Source organism: Salinicoccus sp. Marseille-QA3875 (assembly GCF_054950095.1).
Window position 1 is genome coordinate 769078 of record NZ_CM143103.1, and the last position, 21161, is coordinate 790238.

The 21161-nt window shown below is 42.6% G+C and carries 19 protein-coding genes; 5 read left to right on the forward strand and 14 right to left on the reverse strand.

The features are described from left to right. Positions 1-49: 49 nt before the first annotated feature. Positions 50-295 carry a hypothetical protein gene (locus ACY8DT_RS04035; RefSeq protein WP_462421648.1) on the forward strand — a complete coding sequence of 82 codons (246 nt, stop codon included), beginning with the start codon at positions 50-52 and terminating at the stop codon, positions 293-295. Positions 296-332: 37 nt separating this feature from the next. Here the strand turns inward: ACY8DT_RS04035 and argH are convergent, their stop codons facing one another. Together argH and ACY8DT_RS04045 are read right to left on the reverse strand one after the other, a co-directional pair. Next, complete coding sequence (gene argH, locus ACY8DT_RS04040; RefSeq protein ID WP_462421649.1) at positions 333-1706, reverse strand: argininosuccinate lyase; 1374 nt, start codon at positions 1704-1706, stop codon at positions 333-335. Then, positions 1699-2904 carry an argininosuccinate synthase gene (locus ACY8DT_RS04045; RefSeq protein ID WP_462421650.1) on the reverse strand — a complete coding sequence of 402 codons (1206 nt, stop codon included), beginning with the start codon at positions 2902-2904 and terminating at the stop codon, positions 1699-1701. The genes argH and ACY8DT_RS04045 overlap by 8 nt, the downstream gene beginning before the upstream one ends. Positions 2905-3081: 177 nt before the next feature. On the opposite strand from ACY8DT_RS04045, the gene ACY8DT_RS04050 reads away from it, so the two are divergent. Next, entirely contained in the window at positions 3082-3666 is a 585-nt protein-coding gene (locus ACY8DT_RS04050) for a hypothetical protein (RefSeq protein ID WP_462421651.1), read from the forward strand. Between the two features lie 103 nt (positions 3667-3769). After that, complete coding sequence (locus tag ACY8DT_RS04055; RefSeq protein WP_462421652.1) at positions 3770-4123, forward strand: YflT domain-containing protein; 354 nt, start codon at positions 3770-3772, stop codon at positions 4121-4123. Between the two features lie 36 nt (positions 4124-4159). On the opposite strand, the gene ACY8DT_RS04060 is transcribed toward ACY8DT_RS04055, so the two are convergent. Beyond that, positions 4160-5146, reverse strand: coding sequence for a cation diffusion facilitator family transporter (locus ACY8DT_RS04060; protein WP_462421653.1), 987 nt, complete (start codon positions 5144-5146; stop codon positions 4160-4162). 55 nt (positions 5147-5201) lie between these two features. Beyond that, complete coding sequence (locus tag ACY8DT_RS04065) at positions 5202-6308, reverse strand: amidohydrolase (protein WP_462421654.1); 1107 nt, start codon at positions 6306-6308, stop codon at positions 5202-5204. Positions 6309-6398: 90 nt separating this feature from the next. Here ACY8DT_RS04065 and ACY8DT_RS04070 point away from each other — a divergent pair, with 90 nt between their 5' ends. Beyond that, the gene (locus ACY8DT_RS04070) at positions 6399-7820 is read left to right on the forward strand and encodes a YfcC family protein (protein WP_462421655.1); all 1422 of its coding nucleotides are present in this window, start codon (positions 6399-6401) and stop codon (positions 7818-7820) included. Positions 7821-7830: 10 nt separating this feature from the next. Next, positions 7831-8970, forward strand: coding sequence for an o-succinylbenzoate synthase (menC, locus tag ACY8DT_RS04075; protein ID WP_462421656.1), 1140 nt, complete (start codon positions 7831-7833; stop codon positions 8968-8970). A gap of 100 nt (positions 8971-9070) precedes the next feature. On the opposite strand, the gene ACY8DT_RS04080 is transcribed toward menC, so the two are convergent. The 10 genes from ACY8DT_RS04080 to ACY8DT_RS04125 form a co-directional block, all read right to left on the reverse strand. Then, a complete protein-coding gene (locus ACY8DT_RS04080; RefSeq protein ID WP_462421657.1) occupies positions 9071-9721 on the reverse strand; it encodes a LysE family translocator in 651 nt (216 codons plus the stop codon). 14 nt (positions 9722-9735) lie between these two features. Beyond that, positions 9736-10575, reverse strand: a complete 840-nt coding sequence (locus ACY8DT_RS04085; protein ID WP_462421658.1) for a metallophosphoesterase — start codon at positions 10573-10575, stop codon at positions 9736-9738. A gap of 84 nt (positions 10576-10659) precedes the next feature. After that, a complete protein-coding gene (locus ACY8DT_RS04090) occupies positions 10660-11925 on the reverse strand; it encodes a hemolysin family protein (RefSeq protein WP_462421659.1) in 1266 nt (421 codons plus the stop codon). Positions 11926-12037: 112 nt separating this feature from the next. Next, on the reverse strand, positions 12038-12247 hold the full coding sequence (gene copZ, locus ACY8DT_RS04095; protein WP_462421660.1) for a copper chaperone CopZ: 210 nt from the start codon (positions 12245-12247) through the stop codon (positions 12038-12040). A gap of 30 nt (positions 12248-12277) precedes the next feature. Further along, the gene (locus ACY8DT_RS04100) at positions 12278-14623 is read right to left on the reverse strand and encodes a heavy metal translocating P-type ATPase (protein ID WP_462422223.1); all 2346 of its coding nucleotides are present in this window, start codon (positions 14621-14623) and stop codon (positions 12278-12280) included. Between the two features lie 61 nt (positions 14624-14684). After that, positions 14685-14987 (reverse strand): metal-sensing transcriptional repressor, encoded by a 303-nt coding sequence (locus ACY8DT_RS04105; RefSeq protein ID WP_462421661.1) that lies wholly within the window; start codon positions 14985-14987, stop codon positions 14685-14687. Between the two features lie 96 nt (positions 14988-15083). Further along, on the reverse strand, positions 15084-16865 hold the full coding sequence (locus ACY8DT_RS04110) for a S9 family peptidase (protein ID WP_462421662.1): 1782 nt from the start codon (positions 16863-16865) through the stop codon (positions 15084-15086). Positions 16866-17092: 227 nt separating this feature from the next. Next, positions 17093-18910, reverse strand: coding sequence for a purple acid phosphatase family protein (locus ACY8DT_RS04115; RefSeq protein WP_462421663.1), 1818 nt, complete (start codon positions 18908-18910; stop codon positions 17093-17095). 169 nt (positions 18911-19079) lie between these two features. After that, entirely contained in the window at positions 19080-19856 is a 777-nt protein-coding gene (locus ACY8DT_RS04120) for a 2-keto-4-pentenoate hydratase (RefSeq protein WP_462421664.1), read from the reverse strand. 122 nt (positions 19857-19978) lie between these two features. Next, positions 19979-21139 carry an aminotransferase class I/II-fold pyridoxal phosphate-dependent enzyme gene (locus tag ACY8DT_RS04125; RefSeq protein ID WP_462421665.1) on the reverse strand — a complete coding sequence of 387 codons (1161 nt, stop codon included), beginning with the start codon at positions 21137-21139 and terminating at the stop codon, positions 19979-19981. Between the last annotated feature and the right edge of the window lie 22 nt (positions 21140-21161).

Genomic DNA, 21161 nt, shown 5'->3' on the forward strand with positions numbered 1-21161 from the left:
AGGGTACATCATAATAGTTGAATTTATACGAAATGAGGAATTAAATTTTATGCCGACACAAAAAAGTGCAGGTGTTGCTGCGGTATTAAGTTTCTTTATCAGCGGCCTGGGACAAATATATAACGGACATTTCTTTAAAGGAATAACGTTGATTATTCTCCAGGTGATTAACGGTGCTTTGACTGCAATACTGATCGGTTACATTTTCCTGCCGATTGTATGGTTATTTGCAATTATCGATGCATACAGAAGTGCCAATAAAATCAACGCAAGGAACAACCGAAGGTTCAGATAAATAAAAAGACTCGCATATCACTGATATGCGAGTCTTTTTATATGATTTCTTTAGCATACTTAATCTGCTTTTTCACTGATTCTGTCGAAGTACCGCCGTAACTGAGCCGTCTGTCAACAACAGTTTTTGGAGACAGTACATCATAAATGTCTTCCCCGATTAAGCTGTTTGCCGTCTGGAACTCTTCAATGCTCAAATCTTTAAGATACTGATTGCTGTTAATACATTTAAGCACAAGTTTACCCACCACTTCGTGGGCATCTCTGAACGGTACATCCTTTTCCACCAGGTAGTCTGCAAGTTCTGTTGCGTTGGAGAAGTCTTCATTGATGGTCTGCTCTAATCTTTCTTCGTTGACTGTCATCGTATCAATCATGCCGTTCATTATTTTCAAGGCACCGAGAACAGTCGTTACAGCATCAAATAAGCCTTCTTTATCTTCCTGCATATCTTTGTTATAAGTGAGCGGCAGACCTTTGACAAGCATCAGCATCGACATGAGTGCGCCTGTAGTGCGACCTGTTTTTCCACGGATGAGTTCAGCCATATCAGGGTTTTTCTTCTGAGGCATCATGGAACTGCCTGTAGTAAACGTATCACTTAAAGTGACAAACTTCGCTTCTTCACTCATCCAGAAAATGATCTCTTCAGAAATTCTCGAAAGATGTATCATCACCAGATTGATGCCGGACAGTGTTTCAATGATATAATCCCTGTCGCTTACGGCATCCATACTATTGTGATATAAATCTTCGAAGCCGAGCGCCTCTTTGGTCATCTCTCTGTCGATGTTGAATGTCGTTCCGCTGATTGCGCCTGCACCGAGCGGTGACACATCAATACGCTTCAAAGCATCCTGCATGCGTTCCTTATCTCTTTTGAACATCCAAAAATAAGCCATTAAATGATGGGAGAATAATATCGGCTGTGCTCTCTGCAGATGCGTATAGCCCGGCATGATCACATGAATGTTTTCCTCAGCTTTTTTAATTATTGTGTTCTGCAGCTCTTCGATTGATTGAATGATCGTCTGGACCTGTTCTTTTACATAGAGATGCATGTCTGTAGCTATCTGATCGTTTCTGCTGCGTCCTGTATGGAGCTTGCCGCCAACAGGACCAATCAGTTCTATCAGCGCATGTTCGACATTCATATGAATATCCTCATGCTTTATGTCCCATTCGATATTGCCTTTGTCAGCCTCTTCTTTGACACGGTGAAGTCCGTCAACGATTGTATCTTTGTCTTCGGCCGAGATGATATCACAGCCTGCAAGCATTTCTGCATGGGCGATACTTCCTTTTATGTCCAGGTCTAAAAGGATTTTATCAAAGTGAATCGATGCATTGAATTCTTCCACCCATTCGAGTGCTTCACCTGAAAACCTGCCGCCCCATGCTTTTTTAGTCATTGATCTTTACTCCGTTATCCAGCATCGCTTTTACTTTCGTCGGCAAACCGAATATTTCAATGAAACCGACGGAAGCTTCCTGGTTAAATGCATCTTCTGAAGTATAAGTTGCAAGTTTTTCATTGTACAGGCTGTTATCTGACTGACGGCCCGTCACTATGACATTTCCTTTATAAAGCTCAAGACGTACGTCACCGTTCACTTCTGACTGCATATCTTTCAGCATTTTTCTTAATGAATCGCTGAGAGGCGAATACCATAAGCCGTTATAAACCTGCTCTGTATATTTCTGTTCAACAACCGGCTTGAAATGGGCAATATCTTTCGTTAAAGTAATCGTCTCCAAGTCATGCTTAGCAGTTAAAATTACAGCTGCGCCGGGGGTTTCATAGATTTCTCTCGATTTTATGCCGACCAGTCTGTTTTCAACATGGTCTATACGTCCAATACCATGGGCCCCTGCGATGTCATTCAATTTAAGGATTAAATCATCCAGCGCATAGCTGACACCATTTATCTTAGTCGGGAGACCTGCTTCAAATGACAGCAGAATTTCTTCCGCTTCCTCTTTTGCAGCAGTTGGATGAACTGTTAAGTCATATGCATCTTCCGGAGGCTGATTCCATGGATTTTCAAGAACACCGCATTCGTTACTTCTGCCCCATAAGTTCTGGTCGATGGAATATGGTGAATCCAGATCCACAGGAATCGGAACATTATGTTCTTTTGCATATGCAATCTCTTCTTCACGGCTCCAAGTCCACTCTCTGACAGGCGCCAGCACTTTAATTGTCGGGTCAAGAGATTTTATAGCAACTTCAAAACGCACCTGGTCGTTCCCTTTACCTGTACACCCGTGTGCTACATAGTCCGCATTTGCTTCATGTGCAACTTCTACCAGTTTCTTTGAAATCAACGGTCTGCTGAGTGCTGATACTAATGGGTACTTACCTTCATACATGGAGTTTCCATAAATTGCATAGCTTACAAATTCGTCCGCAAACTCTTCTTTAGTATCGACGACGTAACATTCCGACGCTCCCATTTCCAGAGCTTTCTGTTTAATCATTTCCAGATCTTTTCCTTCGCCGACATCTAAACATAAAGCCACTACTTCGAAACCTTCATCGATAAACCATTTAATCGTTACGCTTGTATCCAATCCGCCTGAATATGCTAATACCACTTTTTCACTCATATAATAGACACCTCTGTAATTTATTTTTGGATGATAATGATATTTATACTAACATTATAATAATGCCATTTCAAGTATATTTATGCAAAAAGATGAATGAATTTTTTATTTATTGAAATATACTCATGAATTTTTGAAGTCGCAAATTTTTTATCTGTTTTTAATCATGGTACAATTATGTTTAAAGGAGTGATTACCATCGAAATTTTTGGTTTATTGGCCGGCCTCGTTGCTATCGGTATAATCGTATTGATATTTTTAGTTGCCGTCGGACTGGTTAAATGGTTATTGCAGGGCTACTTCCTGTTTCGTATAGCTGAAAGAAAGAACCTTGACGTACCTATGCTGTCTTTTGTTCCTTTCGGTACATTCTATGTGGCAGGACAGGATTTTGACGGAAATGTTTTTCAAAAAGGCAGTTTCAATCCAAAACACCTCGGTTTAATCTTTGCTGTCACAGGACTTGTTGTCTACTTTCTCGGCTTATCTGTCGGTGATATCGCAATTTCCTATGTATTGATGGAATCTGTCATCTTCATCGGAGTATTTAATGCATATACAAAGAATATCGGTGTAGCAATTCTATTGGCATTATTAAATGTAGTGACTGCCGGCATCGCGGCGATTATTATTCTTTTCCTTTATCATCGTAAATTATCCAGGGCATTTGAAGATCCTGTCGTTTATACAAAAACAAACGATGATGCTTCAGTGGATGATTCTGTGAATACGGATGATGTGGACCGGCACAGAAATATTTAATCATTGAATCGAGCCTGACAAAGGCTCTTTTTTTAATTTTCTTTAAGTATGTTTAATGAGTATAGTGCATGTCATTTAAATATACTTTTTGGAGGAGATAAATATGGCTAAACCATTTATCAAAGGTTATATGAATGATGAAGAACTGCAAACAGATATAGAAAAGCTGAAATCACAAAACGTTGGAGAAAATGATATTTATGTCATTTCCCACGATGATGAGCGTACAAAACGCATTACAAAAAATGCCGGCATCAACACAATCGGTGCCAATGAAATGGGTATCGGCGACGCAGTAAAAGGTGCTTTCGATAAAAAAGGCGACCAGTTGAGAAAACAGTTGGAAAACATCGGCTTTTCAGAAACTGAAGCAGAAAATTATGAATCTGAGATGGATAAAGGAACTGTGTTCCTCATCGTTACAAGAACAGACAATGTAAATAATATACTCGCATAATGAAAATTAAGAGCATGGACAATCCATGCTCTATTTTTATGTTATTTTCCTGGATATCTGCTGCGGCCATGCCCGGCGTCCATCATCCTCTTCAAATTCCATATTCACATCAGCAACATGATTTTGCTTCATTATAATCTCTTCGATTTCATCTCTGATGTCATTAGCCCGTTCTACTGAATGGTTTTTATCAATCTCTGCAACCACTTCCACATGTAAATCATCGCCCTCTTTCATAACAATCAACTTTCTGATGTCCCTGATTTCATCATGATTGAGTACAATTGAGGAAATTCGTTCTTCCATATGGGGATCACTCTCTCCGAGGACGCCTGCAGCATTTTCCATAAATACTTTATAAACAATATAAAACATCATTAAACCGATGATGACTGAAGCGATACCTTCTGCGACGGGTATATTCAAGTACTGGCCGATCAGAATTGCAATGATTGCAATGACAGCACCGACCGTTGCCACAGTATCTTCCAAAAATACAAGTTTAGTCGCTGGCTTCGCACGGTTCATATGAAGATAACTCGTAGTCAGTGGTTTTAAACCATCATACGGCTGATTCGCCTGCTGTAATAATTCTTTACCTGCCTTATATAAAACCATTGTCTCTAAAATGAATGAAATTGCCAACACACCGATACTGATCAAAATCATCATATTGTCAGTCTCGCGGGGTAATGGTTCTATAACGTGATTGATGCCTTCTTTGACCGTTTCATAAGACAAAATTGCTACAATGACAATTGCAAACAGACAAACCAGGTTGACCAGTCTGCCGTATCCGAATGGAAATCTTTTCGTCGGCGCCTTCTTGGACAGACTTGATCCGACGAACACAAAAAACTGGTTTATGGAGTCACCGAACGAGTGCATCATCTCTGCAAACATCGCAACATTTCCGGTAAGGAAAAATGCGCCGCCCTTCAATAATCCGATAAAAAAGTTGACGACAGCCGCTGTCAAAGATGCCATGCTTCCTTTTTTGAATAAAGAAAAAATTTCTTTCATAAAACATCCCTCCTATTCAAAGTTATATTACCCTTTTGAATAGGAATAATGCTTTTTATTCTACTTTTAAAATGGACTGGTAAATGATTTCAGATCCAATTTCCATCGCACCATGGTCGAATGTCATATTTGGATGGTGCAGGCCGGGTTTAAGGTCGCAGCCGAGGCCGATCATTGCACCTTTTAAATCGGGATATTTCACTGTATAGTAATGGAAATCATCCCCGCCGCTTGTAATGATGGGTTCCATAAGTTTTTCCTTGCCGACAGCCTCAATAATACCCGCCTTCAAATATTGAATCGCTTCTTCGTTGCTTTCACTCGCAACAATACTTGAGAAGTTCTGTTCTTCAATTGATACGTTGTAGAAGTCTTCAACATACTTCAATATTTTAAAGACACGCTCCTTTAGATTATCCATCTCTTCGTTCGTCTGAGCCCGCAGATCAATTCCACATTCTGCAATGCCCGGTATGATATTCAACGATTTGCCGCCGGAGATGAATTTTGTCATCTTCACTGATGAGGGGATGATCGGGTTGATATGGATTTTGGACAGCATATTCACGATATCCGCACCGATTTCGATTGCATTGTAGTTTAAATGGGGGCGTGCACCGTGGGCATCCTCCCCCACTATTTTAAACTCCAGTGATGCAGCAGAACCGTGCTCGATACTCGGTGACGCCTCTCCCATCGATGCTTCTTCAATCGGACGCAGATGGATGCCGAATAAATAATCCAGATTCTCGATGATGCCTTCATCTGCCACCGCCAATGCACCTGTACCGACCTCCTCAGCCGGTTGGAAGATGAATCTTATGCCCTTCGAGTTCAATGTTTCATGATCTTTAAGCTTCAGCATCGCACCGACGACCATCCCTGTATGCGCATCATGTCCGCAGGAATGATTAGCGCGTTTCACCCCGTCCACTTCCTGATACAATGCATCGATATCCGCACGTACACCGATTGTGGGATGGTCATTGTCAAACATACCCATGTCACAATAGAGGCCGGTGATATTTTTAAATTTAACAGGATTGAAACCCTCCTGCTCCAAATAATTGAATATATAGTCCGTCGTTTCATGTTCCTCATTGCTCAGCTCCGGATTTTCATGCATATGGTTGAAAACTTCTAAAACTTTTTCATTACTCATTAAAATTTCCTTTCTGAAATTATTTGTATTATCACACTATTATATTTAATATAAACTTATAAAACTATAAATTCAATGTGGAGGGATTAAATGTCTGATGAAAATAAAAAAGATAAAAAGACTTCAAAGTGGTTGAAGCTGCCCGATGCTTACGGGATTTTATTTTTCTTTCTTGTGCTCGCAGCGCTTGCAACTTACATCATACCTGCCGGGGAATTTGAAACCGAAGAATCGGCAGAAGGCATTGATGTAATTGTTCCGGGGACCTTCAGCGTCATCGATTCTGCCCCTGCAGGTTTTCTTGATGTTTTCCAAGCCATCGTCACAGGTTTGATTTCCACTGCTGATCTGATATTCCTTGTCTTAATTATCGGTGGTGTATTTGCAGTAATAGAAAAGACCGGTGCAATCGATGCTTTGGTTACAAAAATCATTAAAATCACAGAGAACAAAGAATGGCTGCTGATTGTTTTAATCATGTTTGTATTTTCTGTTTTCGGTACACTCGGAATTATCGTCAATGCAGTTATTGCTTTTATCCCTCTCGGTATCATTTTGGCACGGTCCATGCGCATGGATGCGATAATCGGCGTATCCATTATTTACCTGGGTGCCTACACCGGATTTGCCGTGGCAATACTGGATCCGTTGACAGTCGGATTTGCACAGGAAATTGCAGGCATACCTATTTTCTCAGGTGCACCTGAACGTACTGTAATGTATACTGTGACGTTAATCGTAACAATGATTTACGTCATCATGTATTCAAAAAAACTGAAAAGAGACCAGCACAGCGGCATTTTAAAAGATAATCCATTCCCAAAAGAATCCTCAGAAGAATTGACGGTTGGAAACCAGAAAATGAAGCCAGTTCATGTTTTTGTTCTGTTAACTTTATTTCTCGGTATTGCCGCATATGTCACCGGTGTATTTGTGGCTGAATGGAACCTGGAAGAAATGGCAGCCGTCTTTCTTGTCATTATGCTGGCCACAGCAATTATCGGCCGTATCGATATCAACAATATGGTCAGTTCGTTCATCAAAGGGGCACAAAGTGTTCTTTACGGTGCATTGATTATAGGTATGGCACGATCCATCGTTGTGATTCTAGAAGATGGCATGATTCTTGATACTGTCGTAAATGGCATGTCAGCTGTCATGGAACCTTTCTCAAGCACGATGGGTGCGATTATGATGTTTATCGGAAATGGTCTATTCAACCTGGTCGTCACTTCCGGCAGTGGTCAGGCTGCTATTGTAATGCCTATTCTGGGGCCACTGGCGGATATTATGGATTTCCCAAGACAAATAGCTGTACAAGCCTATACAATGGGCGATGGATTCACTAATATCATCACTCCATTATCTGGTGTCTTAATGGCAAACTTGGCTATCGCCGGGGTGCCATTTGTGAAATGGCTTAAGTTTGCATTACCATTAGTGGTAATATGGTATATATTAGGCGTTATTTATCTCATTGTTCTTGTTGCTATTGATTTTGGACCTGTTTAGGAGGAATATCATGAAGATTAAAGAAATTAAACTGCATCAATTGGAGATGGATTTGAAAAATCCATTTACAACGAGTTTCGGCTCTCAGAAGAAGAGATTCATCACGATTGTTGAAGCTGTAAATACCGACGGCCTTTCAGGCTTCGGTGAATGTGTTGCTGGTGAAGACCCTCTCTATTCAGAGGAATTCATGGACAGTGCATTGATTGCGATGAAAAAATACTTTGCCCCGATCATCATCAAAAATGAAATCGGACATCCTGATGAAGTATGGGATTTACTCGCGCCTTTCAAAAAGAATAATATGGCGAAAGCAGGCATCGAAGGTGCCGTATGGGATCTATATGCCAAAGAAAATAATATGACGCTGGCCGAAGCTGTCGGCGGAAAGAAAGCTGAAGTGGATGTCGGCATATCCCTCGGGCTTGAAGATACCGATGAACTGCTTCTTGAAAGAATCGAGGAAAAGGTCGAAGAAGGTTACAAGCGCATCAAAGTGAAAATAAAACCCGGACGCGATGTTGAAATGCTCAGGAAAATAAGAGATAAGTTTCCGGGCATTCCGCTGATGGTGGATGCAAACTCTGCATATACTCTGGATGATATCGAACTGCTTAAATCCATGGATGAATTCAATCTGATGATGATTGAACAGCCTCTCGCAGCGGGCGACATTGTCGACCATGCCAAACTGCAAAAAGAAATTCGGACACCGGTCTGTCTGGATGAAAGCATTGACAGCTATCAGGCTGCGAAAGCTTCAATAGAACTCGGAAGCTGTAAAATCATCAACGTCAAAGTCGGACGCGTCGGTGGTATTACACAGTCGAAAAGAATCCATGACCTTGCGGCAGAGCACAACATTCCCTTATGGTGCGGCGGCATGCTTGAAGCCGGTATCGGCAGACTGCATAACATTGCTATCACGACACTGTCCAACTTCACACTGCCGGGCGATACCGCTTCTTCCAGCCGTTACTGGAAAGAGGATATCATCACACCTGAAGTCGTTGCTGAAAATGGCGTGGTCCAGGTCAGCGACGAGCCGGGCATCGGTGCAAAAGTCGATTTTGATAAGATGGAACAATACTTGAAAAAAACAGACGTAATCACTGCTGAAGATAGTGTCGATATGGTGTTTTTTGATTAAAGTTTTGAAATGAAGAAGGCATAACCCTGAGTGGGTTATGCCTTCTTCATTTCAATTACATTATCATTCTCATTAAGCCTTCAGTCCCTTCAGTGACCGGCTATCCCCAAAATAATGTCCGTATGCCGAAGAAGATGATGACGGCACCGGCACCTTTACTGAGCCAGTTTTGAAATACATGGGATTTCATCCAGCGTTTCAGAAGATTCACAAGTTCAACCACTGTCATAAACCATATGATCGAAACAATGAGAAGTATCGCCGCAAGCAGAAGTATCTGCTGATTATACCCTAGTGTTGTCTGTGCCTCACCCGCCACGAACTGGGGAATGATTGTCATATATAATATCAACACTTTCGGATTCAAAATATTTGCGACAAATCCCTGTCTGAATGACTGCATCAGAGATTTCCGGCTGACTGTCTCTTTCAGGGAATCAATATGGTCTATCGATTGACTGGGTACAAGTACACCTGCGCGTATGCTTTGAATACCGATATAGATCAGGTAAAATGCACCTAAATACTTGATCGCATTAAAAATCGCGGGGGAATTGGCAATGATCACTGCCAGCCCGACAACTGAAATGACAATCCAGAATAGATGCCCGGCGAGTATGCCTGTAAGCGTTATTCTCCCTGCCAATCTGTTCATTGACAGTGTATTTTTCATGATTATCATCATATCGGGACCGGGCACCATCGCCAGTACGAACATGACGATGACATATGCTGTCAGCTGCTCAACCACTCATACCACCTCAATTATTTCTTTTTTAATGTTATTACAACGATTTCAGGGCGGTTGAATACCCTGAAAGGAAACCTGCTGTTGCCGAGCCCTCTGCTGATGGATAATGTCGTTTTGTTTCTATAATGTGTGCCTTGAGTATATTTTGGCAGTACGCCCTGATGTGGTGAATAAAGACCGCCTGCAAACGGCAGACGGATCTGGCCGCCATGGGCATGGCCGGATAAAACCAGGTCCAGTTCATATTTACTGTATATATGAAACAACTCCGGACGATGAGACATTAAAATCGTAAAGCCTTCCGGCAGGCTGTCAACCTGCTGCTGCAGCATTCTCTCAAAATACAAGTGGACATCAGGATCTTCCTCATCACCTAAAAACCATGGATCAGGCATGCCGGCCAGATTAATACTTTTTCCGTCCTTAAACAGTTTTGCCGATGAAAAGCTCAAATTCTCCATATCGGATTCTGTAATGTGTTTTTTCAAATTAAACCATCTTTTATAATGTGCTTCATGATTGCCGGTCACATAGTAAGTCGGCAGAATTTCAGCCACCTGTCTGATAAAAAACTTCGACCGTCTGAGGTTAGGAGTTCTCCGGTCTATGATATCACCGGTAATTAATATTATGTCTCCATCGGCCTGACGGATTTTATTCAGCAGATCTTTTGCTTTCCAGCCGAACCATGCATTGTGATAATCGGAGACGTGGATGATTCTGTAACTGTCAAAAGTTTCCGGTATTCTGTCACTGGTAAAATCACGTTCATTCACCTGGATATTCTTATCTTGTTTATATAAAAACCTGCCCAGTGCAATGACAAAACCCAATATAACAGCATATTTTTTCATATTTGCGCCCTCTATTTTAAATAATATCAATCTTACCATTATTTGCTGCATAATAAAAAGCCCGGTTCATTCCAGGCTGATTTTCTAATCTCCATTTCCATCTGACACTTCATCATCCGATTCTTCTTTTAAAATACGGATGGTCCGGATGGTCTGACTTTCCATGACCACGACTTCAAACCTGAGTCCGAGTTCTTTATTTTTAAAAACGTCTCCCTGGACCGGAATGTCGTTGAATTCTTTGAACAGATACCCTGATAAAGTATCTTCTTCCTCAGGAATTTCTGTTTCAAACTGTGTATTCAGACGGTGAAGAGTGATTCTGCCGTCGCAGATGATTTCATCTTTCGTCATCTTATCTACAAGAGCATCGCTTTTTACATCCGTTTCATCTTCAATATCAAATCCGAGCATATTTTCGATGATATCTTCGTGTGTGACGATTCCTTCTGTACCGCCGTATTCATCCAGCACTATCGCCAGATGCCGCCGTTCTTTCGTCATCTTTCGAAGAACAGTCTCAACCGCATCAAATTCTTTGACGGTCAGAGGGTCGGGATCGGCAAAATCTATCAGATTTCCCTCAGGACTGAGTGACCATTTAAGCAGATATTTAGTATGGAAAACTCCGACAATATCATCCAGGCTTTCGTCGTAGATCGGGTATCTGGTATGCATCAATCCAACTACAGTCTCAAGCACTTCATCATATGACGCATCCACCCTGATGGCATCCATCTCAGTTCTCGGCGTGGACATGATATCTTTCACATTTAAATCGCGGAAATCCAGAATACCTTTTATCCTGTTCCGTTCTCCTCCTTTTAAGACACCTTCAGCATTCGCAATATCAATCAGGTTGACAAGCTCATCTTTGGATACTGTCCATGCAGGCTGCTCGCCTCTTGATAATATTTTCGTAATATTGTCTGTGATCAAATTTAACATCAGCGTCAGCGGCTTAAAGATAATAATGATGAAAGTGATCGGCGGCCGTACCATATTGGCAATCTGTTCAGGAAATGCTGCGGCAATTGATTTTGGTATGACTTCGGCGAATAAAATAATTGTAACAGTGACTGCAGCGCTCGCAACCGCTATACTCCAGCCATAGTCTATCGCCATCGCAGTCACAACTGTAGGCAGCAGAATATTGGCGATGTTATTACCGATTAGTATCGTTGTGATGAATTCACCCGGTTTAGAGATGATTCCGAGCAGCTTTGCAGCTTTCTTATCCCCGTTCTGTACTTTTGCCTGCAGCTTCACTTTATCCACTGCGGTTAATGCTGTTTCACTCCCTGAAAAGAAAAATGAAGCGAATAGTAAAAATACGATCAAAAAGACCAAATGACCTTCCCCTTCCTATGACTCCTTATAACACCCGATTATGTTTCTTCATTATATCAGATTTAAAAGAAAATGAGCTTGTACCTTTTTCAGATACAAGCTCATGTTTTTATTATTGTACTACATCATAGCCCTGATCTTCAATCGCTTCATTCATTTCATTTACAGTCACTTTATCTTCTTCGTACTCGACAGCAACCTGATTGGCAGCCAAATCGACTTCCGCCTTACTTACGCCGGACAGTTTTCCAAGCGCACCTTCCACCGAGCTTTTGCAGTGTCCGCATGTCATGCCTTCTACTTTAATTGATGTTGTGTTCATATTAAATACCTCCATATTGATTATATATTATTATATTTTCACTTTTTTCAATCTTAATGAGTTGGTGACAACGCTGACTGAACTGAATGCCATTGCAGCGCCTGCAACCCATGGGGCAAGGAACCCGAGTGCTGCAATTGGAATACCAGCCGAGTTATAGGCAAATGCCCAGAACAGATTCTGTTTAATATTCCGTATCGTCTGGTGGCTTAAGTTGATCGCTTTTGGTATCAGTGTCAGTTCCCCGCCCATAATTGTAATATCTGCCGCTTCAATCGCAACTTCTGTTCCTGTGCCGATTGCGATTCCGATATCTGCTGTTGCCAGTGCCGGTGCGTCGTTCACACCATCTCCGACCATCGCAACGGATTTACCCTGTGCCTGAACCTTTTTAACCTGTTCGGCTTTTTCTTCAGGAAGCACTTCCGCTATTACGGTATCGATATTCACTTCTCTTGCGATCGCTTCAGCCGTACGTCTGTTATCTCCGGTAAGCATGATCACTTCAAGTCCCTGCTCACGCAGCGAAGTAATCGCTTCTTTGGCTGTATCTTTGACTGTATCCTGCACAGCAACAATACCTGCAATCTGATTATTGACTGCAACCAGCATCGCTGTTTTACCGTCATATTCATATTGTGTCATTTCTGAGTCATAATTTTCAACTTCAATGTTCTGATCGAACATCAATTTACGTGTGCCGACCAAAATACGGTCGCTGCCTATAGTCGCCTCTATACCGTGTCCCGGTATCGCCATGAAATCATCCACTTCAGGAATTTCTATTTCTTTTTCTGTAGCATAAGAGACTATTGCCGTTGCCAGCGGGTGCTCAGAACCGTTCTCAGCTGCTGCAAGCAGCTTCAATACATGTTCGTCACCTGTGAAGTCCGTCACTTCCGGTTTACCTTTTGTAATTGTTCCTGTCTTATCCAAAATGACTGCATCGAGATTATGCGTCTTTTCCAGATGTTCACCGCCTTTGAATAAAATACCGTTCTCCGCGCCTTTACCTGTACCGACCATGATTGATGTCGGCGTTGCAAGACCCAGTGCACAAGGACAGGCAATGACAAGTACTGTAATTGATGCAATCAATGCCGGCTCCAGGTTATAAGGTGATGCGATAAAGTACCAAATTAAAAATGTCACAACCGCTATACCGATAACGATTGGTACGAAGTAGCCGGAAACAATATCCGCCATTCTCTGGATAGGCGCTTTTTTACCCTGCGCTTCTTCCACAACTTTTATGATCGACTGCAGCGCTGTGTCTTTTCCGACACGGGAGGCTTCAACAACAACGTTACCGTTCTGGTTGATTGTCGATCCTATTACTTTATCTTCAATATTCTTTTCAATCGGAATCGATTCACCTGTCAGCATCGATTCATCGACTGACGTTCTTCCTTTAGTAATCACACCATCGGCCGGAAACTTCTCACCCGGCTTTACAACAAGTGCATCGCCTACTGCGACTTCTGCTGCAGGAATCATTGTTTCAACGCCGTCTCTTAAAACTCTGGCTTCTTTAGCCTGCATGTTCATCAATTCTTTTATAGCACCTGAAGTCTGTGATTTGGCACGGGCTTCAAGATACTTGCCGAATAAAATCAGAGTGATGATGATTGCACTTGCTTCAAAATATAAGTGTGGTTCGGCTGTTGCACCGATGATCCATCTGTATGTTTCAAAAAGACTGAAACCGAATGCTGCGGTCGTACCCATGGCGACCAGCACATCCATGTTGGCACTGAAGCTTTTCAGGCTTCTGTATGCTCCCACATAGAACTGCCAGCCCAGTATGAATTGTACCGGTGTCGCAAATGCCAGCTGGAACCACGGATTCATAAATATAGCAGGGAGACTCATACCGAATAGATGGTCCAGCATTGTCACAAGTAATGGAAGTGACAGTAATGCAGAAATCACCACTTTCCACTTTAATCTGGACAGCTCTTTGCCTTTCTTTTCTTCTCTTGATTCAGCACTTTCCTTTGCCGCGGCACCGTAGCCCAAATTGTCGATACGGGCAATCAGATCCCCTTCAGAAAGTACATTAGAGTTATATTCGATTACAGCATTTTCTGTTGCCAGATTTACCGTGGCATTCGAAACGCCGCCGGTCTTGTTCAGAACTTTTTCGATTCTGTTCGAACATGCCGCACACGTCATGCCTGAAATATCAAACTCAACTTCATCATACTGGACACCATAGCCCAAATTTTCAATCTTGTTCGTAATATCATCTATTTTGATACTATTTTTATCATAGTCAACGGTTGCCTGCTCTGTTGCCAGATTGACCTTTGCATCAACGCCGTCCATCTTGTTCAATACTTTTTCGATTCTGTTCGAACAGGCTGCACATGTCATACCCGTTACGTTCAGTCTTGCATTTTCTCTCGTTTCCACTTTTCCGGCCTCCCTTACTTATTTATTTGGAAAACTGTTTTAATACCGCCATCAATTCTTCGATTGATGAATCGCCCTCACCTTTGTCGATTGCATCAGTGACGCAGTGCTTCATATGTCTTTCTGTCACTTCATATCCCACATTTTTCAGTGCGGATTGAATCGCGCTGATCTGAATGAGGATATCTACACAGTAACGGTCTTCTTCAACCATTTTCTGTATCCCCCGGACTTGCCCTTCGATACGTCTTAAACGCTTCTGGACTTTATCCTTTTCATCATCTGTACGCGGAATCACTGCATGATCGTGTAATGTCTCTTCCATATTTGATCACCGTCCCGGTTCTTATTTATTAATTCCATTATACCCTACAGGGGTATTTGTGTCAACACTAAAAACCCGCTTTCGCGGGTTTTGATGTCACTGATTTTTATTTAAAAATTCCAGCATTGATTTATAAACCAGAATTTCATTTTCTTTTTTGGAGAAGCCGTGGCCTTCATCTTCGAGCACTATATATTCAACCTCGCGCCCGGCATCTCTCAGCTTCTCCACAATCTGGTTTGACTCTTCCTTGACGACACGCGGGTCGTGTGCGCCCTGTATGACAAGCATCGGCTTCGTCATCGTTTCCAGGTACGTCACAGGACTGTCAGTTTCGAAACGTTCCTTATCATCCACCGGATCCCCGATCCACTGTTTCATCATCGGCTTCCAATGTTCCGGAACAGAGTTGTAAAATGTGAATAAATCCGACACGCCGAAAATATCAACGACTGCCTTGAAGTACTCCGGATGGCGGCCGTGCAGAAGCAGTGCCATATATCCTCCGTAGCTGCCGCCAACAAGGAATAACTTATCCGGGTTCGAAATACCTTTTTCAAACAGCCATTTGATGCCCTCGACATTATCGAGTCTCGGACCGTGACCCCAGTCGCCTTCCACCATTTTGACGAATTCTGCACCGTAACCCGTACTGCCTCTGAAGTTCGGACAGAAGATGTTGTAACCGCGGTTCAAGAATATTTGGAACATCGCCCTGAATGACTTACTCTCATTATACTGGGGTCCCCCGTGGGGCCAGAATATTGTATAGCCATTCTCATTTTCAGGTTTTGCCCTGAACAGCAATGCCTCGATTTCCAGATCGTCAAATGATTTGTAAATGATGACTTCAGGTTCGACCATGTCTTTCGGAACGACGCCGAGAACTTTATTCTTAGTAATCTGTTGCCATGATTCATTTTCGTATTTAAAAATATTCACCGGCACCGCAGCACTTGTGCCTTTTATATACAATGCGCCGCTCCGTGCTGTCACCACTCCGCTGAACGAAGTCACCGGTGCTTTAATGGGTTCAAGCTGGTCATGGTTTAAATCATAATAATATAAATTTTGGACAACGCCTTTTTGTGTAATAAGATACATCATATTCGTATAACGGTTGAATTTGATCATCATCAGAGATTCCTGTTCGAAATCCAATACTTTTTCAAAAGATTTTGTCGTCAGGTCATATTTCGCGAGGTAACTGTAATTCGAATCATAATTTGTCACAAACCATGCTTCGTCATCTTTGACGAAAGTGATGCTGCTGACGGTATGCACCTTCTCGATGTCAGGTGTCAAATACTCAATCCCTGCTTCAGTTTTAATAAAACCGATCATATAAGTGTTGGCATATGCAGTAATGTAAACTGAGTTCTTTTCGTCCTGCGAGACATCAACCAGATGCGTTGCACCCCCCTCTCCCTCGTGCAGCAGCGTTTCCTCTTTCTTCTCTATGTCATAGACGTATGAATTCAAATAGCTGTCATTGCCTTTTGAAGAAGTATAGTACACCCTCGAGCCGTCTTTGGATAATTTCGTAAACATGAATTTATCCTTGTCTGCAGCATCAATCAGCGGCTCAGGTATACCCCCCTCGGGTGGTATCGCATAAATTTTATGATTTTCATTACCATCTTTATCAAAACCTGCGAGCACATATTCCCCATTCGGTGCCGCCTGGATGAAACTGGTGCTCTCATTCTTGCCGGAAAACTGATACGGATAATAATTCGGCAGATCCATTCCGTAAATATTCACTTTCCCGTTCATATTTGACGAAAAGAGCAGACGTTTCTCATCCGCACTGATTGAAAAATCCCCGATGCTGTAGGGCGTGAAAAACTGCTCCACCGTCGTATTTTGAAACTCCATTAAAACCCCTCCGTTTTTATCGCTCATCATAATTTTAATCGAGATTCACAGTGAGTGCAATTTATGGGGAGGATAGTTCTGTCTGCCTCCCGACATCGTTTTTACGCCATGTCGGGAGAACGCATCTGCCCCGACATCATTTTTGCGCCATGTCGGGAGAACACAAATATTACACCACAAAAAAGAGACCGGAAACCGGCCTCTTTCAAAATCAATCAGAGATTTTATTATTCAGTATCTTTAGCGATTCCGAACTGGTCAACCAATTCTACTGAGCGTTCTTCGCCTTCCAGCAATTCGCCTTCGATCTGATACATATTCACTACTAATTCGTTGCCTTCCATCTCATAAACTGCGAAGTTCTGTACAGCTGAATCTCTGTTGTTTGAATGAGTTTCATCAAATGTATCCGTTTCCTGCGGCTGGTTGCCATAAGCAAACAGATCATTGTAGTAATCCATATCTTCCTGAGTCATCCAGTCAAGATCCGGCCTGACTTCATGTAAGTGGTCGACACCTTTGGAATAAACGTCATCGTACTCTTTAGTACCGCCTGTATTCGGAAGAACATAAGTCGTCCCTTCCGGGTTCTCCAAGTATTCAACGCCATTATCGCCGACGGATGATTCTACATCTTCAACTTCACCGTTTGAGAAGTTTTCATCAGAGTCAACGTGAGTCAATGAGTGTGTTCTAGAAATTACATGGTCATGACCCTGAAGTGCCAGGTCGACATCCAGTTCATCAATCAGTGCTGTCAGCTCTTCTCTGATTTGCTGAACGTCTTCATCCTGCAGTGAATGGTATGACTTCGAATAAAGTGGTTTATGGTAATTCAGAACCACCCACTCTGCACCGTCTGTGCGTGCCTGTTCAATGTCTTCCTTGATCCACTGCATCTGCTCTTCACCGATTGCACCGCCATTCGGATTGTCATCGGATTCTTTATTGTCGTTCGTGTTTAAAGTGACAAAATGCACACCGTTATAATCGAAAGAGTAGTACGAGCCGCCGCTTACTGCATCATTTGTAACCGGTACGTTGAAGTGTTCATTGAATTTCTCAGTCACCGGGTCATCGTTCCAGTCCAGCGCATACTCATCATGGTTGCCCGGGGCAACTGCCATTGCCGACTGCATGAAGTATGGTCTTGATTGTTCGAATATATCCACCCACTCATCTTCAACTTCAGCAACTTCCACCACATCACCTGTGTGCAGCACAAAGTCCGAGTCTCCGGCTGTTTCCAGTGCTTTCTGTAAAGTGTCGGCACCGAATGCGGCTTCATTACGAACATTTTCGTTCCAGAATGCATTTTGAGTATCTGTGTAATGAACAAATTTGAAATGATCTCCTGCTTCACCCGACGTTTCAAACTCTCCGACTTCACTGATTTCTCCCGTCTCACTGCCTACTTGATAATGGTATGTAGTGTTTGGTTCCAAATCAGTTGCCTGTGCTTTATAGGAATACTCCTCCACATCAATTAAATCCAACTGTCCATATTCAGATCCGGACATCCAGTCTCCGCCGTGAGCCTGCGCGTCGGTATAGTAGCCGTTGATTATCGGTTCGCCGTCTTCACCTGTCACAGGTTCTCCATCATCGTCTTCTTCTACATCAGCAAAGATATAGTAGCCTTTTTCGTCACGTTCACCGTAACTGGAAGTCACTTCCTGTGCCTCTGCTTCAAATTCGATTGTATCGTCAAAGTTCCCACTTTCGGAAACCCACACTTTTGAATCTTCATACAGATCTGTCGTATACCAGTTAAATCCCATCTCACTCGTCGTATCACCTTTAAATGTAGCCGAGATACGGTTCGGTGTATTGTTTGCCCCGACTTCCGCCACTTGCGGCTTTTCATCTGTCAGTTCAGGTATGAACTGCTCCGTGACCGGTTCTGCAGATTCTTCCTCAGGTCCTCCGCCGCCGGCTGCCTGTGCAGCGGGGGTGAACAGTGATGATAATAAAAGTAGCAGTGCAGCAAAAGCGACACCGAATGAAGTTGTAAATTTCCTGTCATTAAACAAATTGACATTCATGAACAGCAGACCTCCCAAAGATTTTTGATCAAATAATGACCTCTTACATCTATATGATAGAGGTAAAATGTTCATGCAGTTTTAATTTGAAGTAAATATTCGTTTAATTTTCAACCTCTTTATTTTGATCGAGTAAACTTTATTAAGATATTTTAATATGGCATCGTCTCTATCTGATACTGAACTTCACTTCACCCATACCTTCGAATTCAGTGATGATGTCATCACCTCTGTTTAAAAGGATGGCTTCGGTCATCCCTCCGGTAAATATGATATCGCCTTTCTTCAGACCGGAACCATTCCGCTCATGCAGCATCTTTGCGAGCGTCGCCACCGACTCAGCAGGATGTCCAAGGACAGCCGAACTCGTCCCTTTGATTTTTTCTTCACCATTAGAGTTGATTGTGACACTGATATTTTTCAGGTCATGTTCTGCAGGCGAAAACTTCTCTTTTCCATAGACGACACCTTTGGCTGAAGTATTATCTGCAATCACATCCGGCAGTGTAAACTTGAAGTTTTTATACCTGCTGTCTATGATTTCGAGCCCCGGTATTATCGATTCAGTGCACTCCATCACTTCATCGATAGTGACATCTGTCCCTTTGATTTCATCTTTAAGAATAAACACCAGTTCCGCTTCGACTTTCGGATGGAGGTAGTCATCAAAGTTTAATATATCACCGTCATATTTCTCCATATAGTCGAAAACCTTGCCGTGAATCGGATCATTGACGCCCATCTGTTCCATCTTGCCCCTGCTCGTCAGACCCATCTTATACGCGGTGATTTTCTGTCTTTTATTTTCCTTCAGTCTGATGACTTCCTCCTGAATATCATAAGCCTCTTTGATTGTAATCTCACCGAAATCATCCGTGATCCGGTCAATGAGATAATGGCTGTCTTCCGCATTATGCACATGTTTTGCAATTTCTTTTATATTCATGAATTCTCGTCCCCTTTTCATATCGTATTCACTTGTATTATATCCTTTTGGTAAATGATACAACAATTTTCCGTTTTTTGACAAAGTAAAAACGCCCTCATGATGAGGGCGTTTTGAAATTTCTATTTCATATCCAGTATTTTAATATACTTCTCAAGACGGTCTGCCGCTTCAGTCAGCTCCTCCATACTGCAGGCGAAAGACAGTCTGATATGCCCCTCTCCGTACTCTGAGAACGAACGTCCCGGCACCACTGCCAGGTGAACATTTTCAAGCAGGTCTGTGGCAAATTTGAAAGAATCCTCTTCATACTTGCTGATGGACGGGAAGATGTAAAATGCGCCGGTAGGCTTTGATACTTCAAGTCCCATGTCGATCAGTCTTTTATAAATATAGTCCCGGCGCTGAATATATGCCTGATTCATTTCTTTTGGAATGTGAAGCTGGGTGGTCAGCGCTTCAATTGCCGCATACTGGCTCGGAATGCTTGCACAAATTGTATTATAGAGGTGAACCGCTGTAATATCTTCCATAATCACTCTATGTCCGACAACATACCCGATACGCCAGCCTGTCATGGCGTGTGATTTGCTGAGGCCATTGACGATGATTGCTTTTTCTTTGATTTCCGGATACATCGATAAGCTGATATGTTCGCTTTCCAACGTGTTCTCACCATAAATCTCATCTGTAATGACAAAGATATCATGCTTTTTAAACACTTCGACCAGAGCATCCATCTGCTCTTTTGTATATGTCACACCAGTCGGGTTGGTCGGATAATTGAGCAGCACCGCTTTGGTTTTATCCGTAATATTCGATTCAATCAGTTCAGGTGTGGCAATAAAGTCCGTATCCGTCATGTCGACGAACTTCGTCACTCCGCCGCTGAGTTCGATGATCGGTTCATACCCGAGGTAGGTCGGCGCCGGAATGAGCACTTCATCCCCCGGATCGATAATGGCTCTGAGGATACCGTCTATCCCTTCACTGCCGCCGACAGTGACAAGCACTTCACCGTTCGGGTCATACTCTGCACCATAACTTTCTTTATAGTAATCACTGATTGCCGTTCTCAGTTCAAGCAGTCCGGTGTTATGTGAATACTTCATCGACTTCGTATTGATGGCTTCTATCGCCGCTTTCTTTACCGGCTCGGGAGTGTCGAAGTCCGGCTGTCCAAGTGTCAGATCCACTGCATCCGGGAACTCTTCAACACGGTTGGCGAACTGTCTCGTCCCCGGCACTTCTATATTTTTCATCTTTTTATTAGCCTGTGGCATGGTATCACTCTTCCTCTGTTAT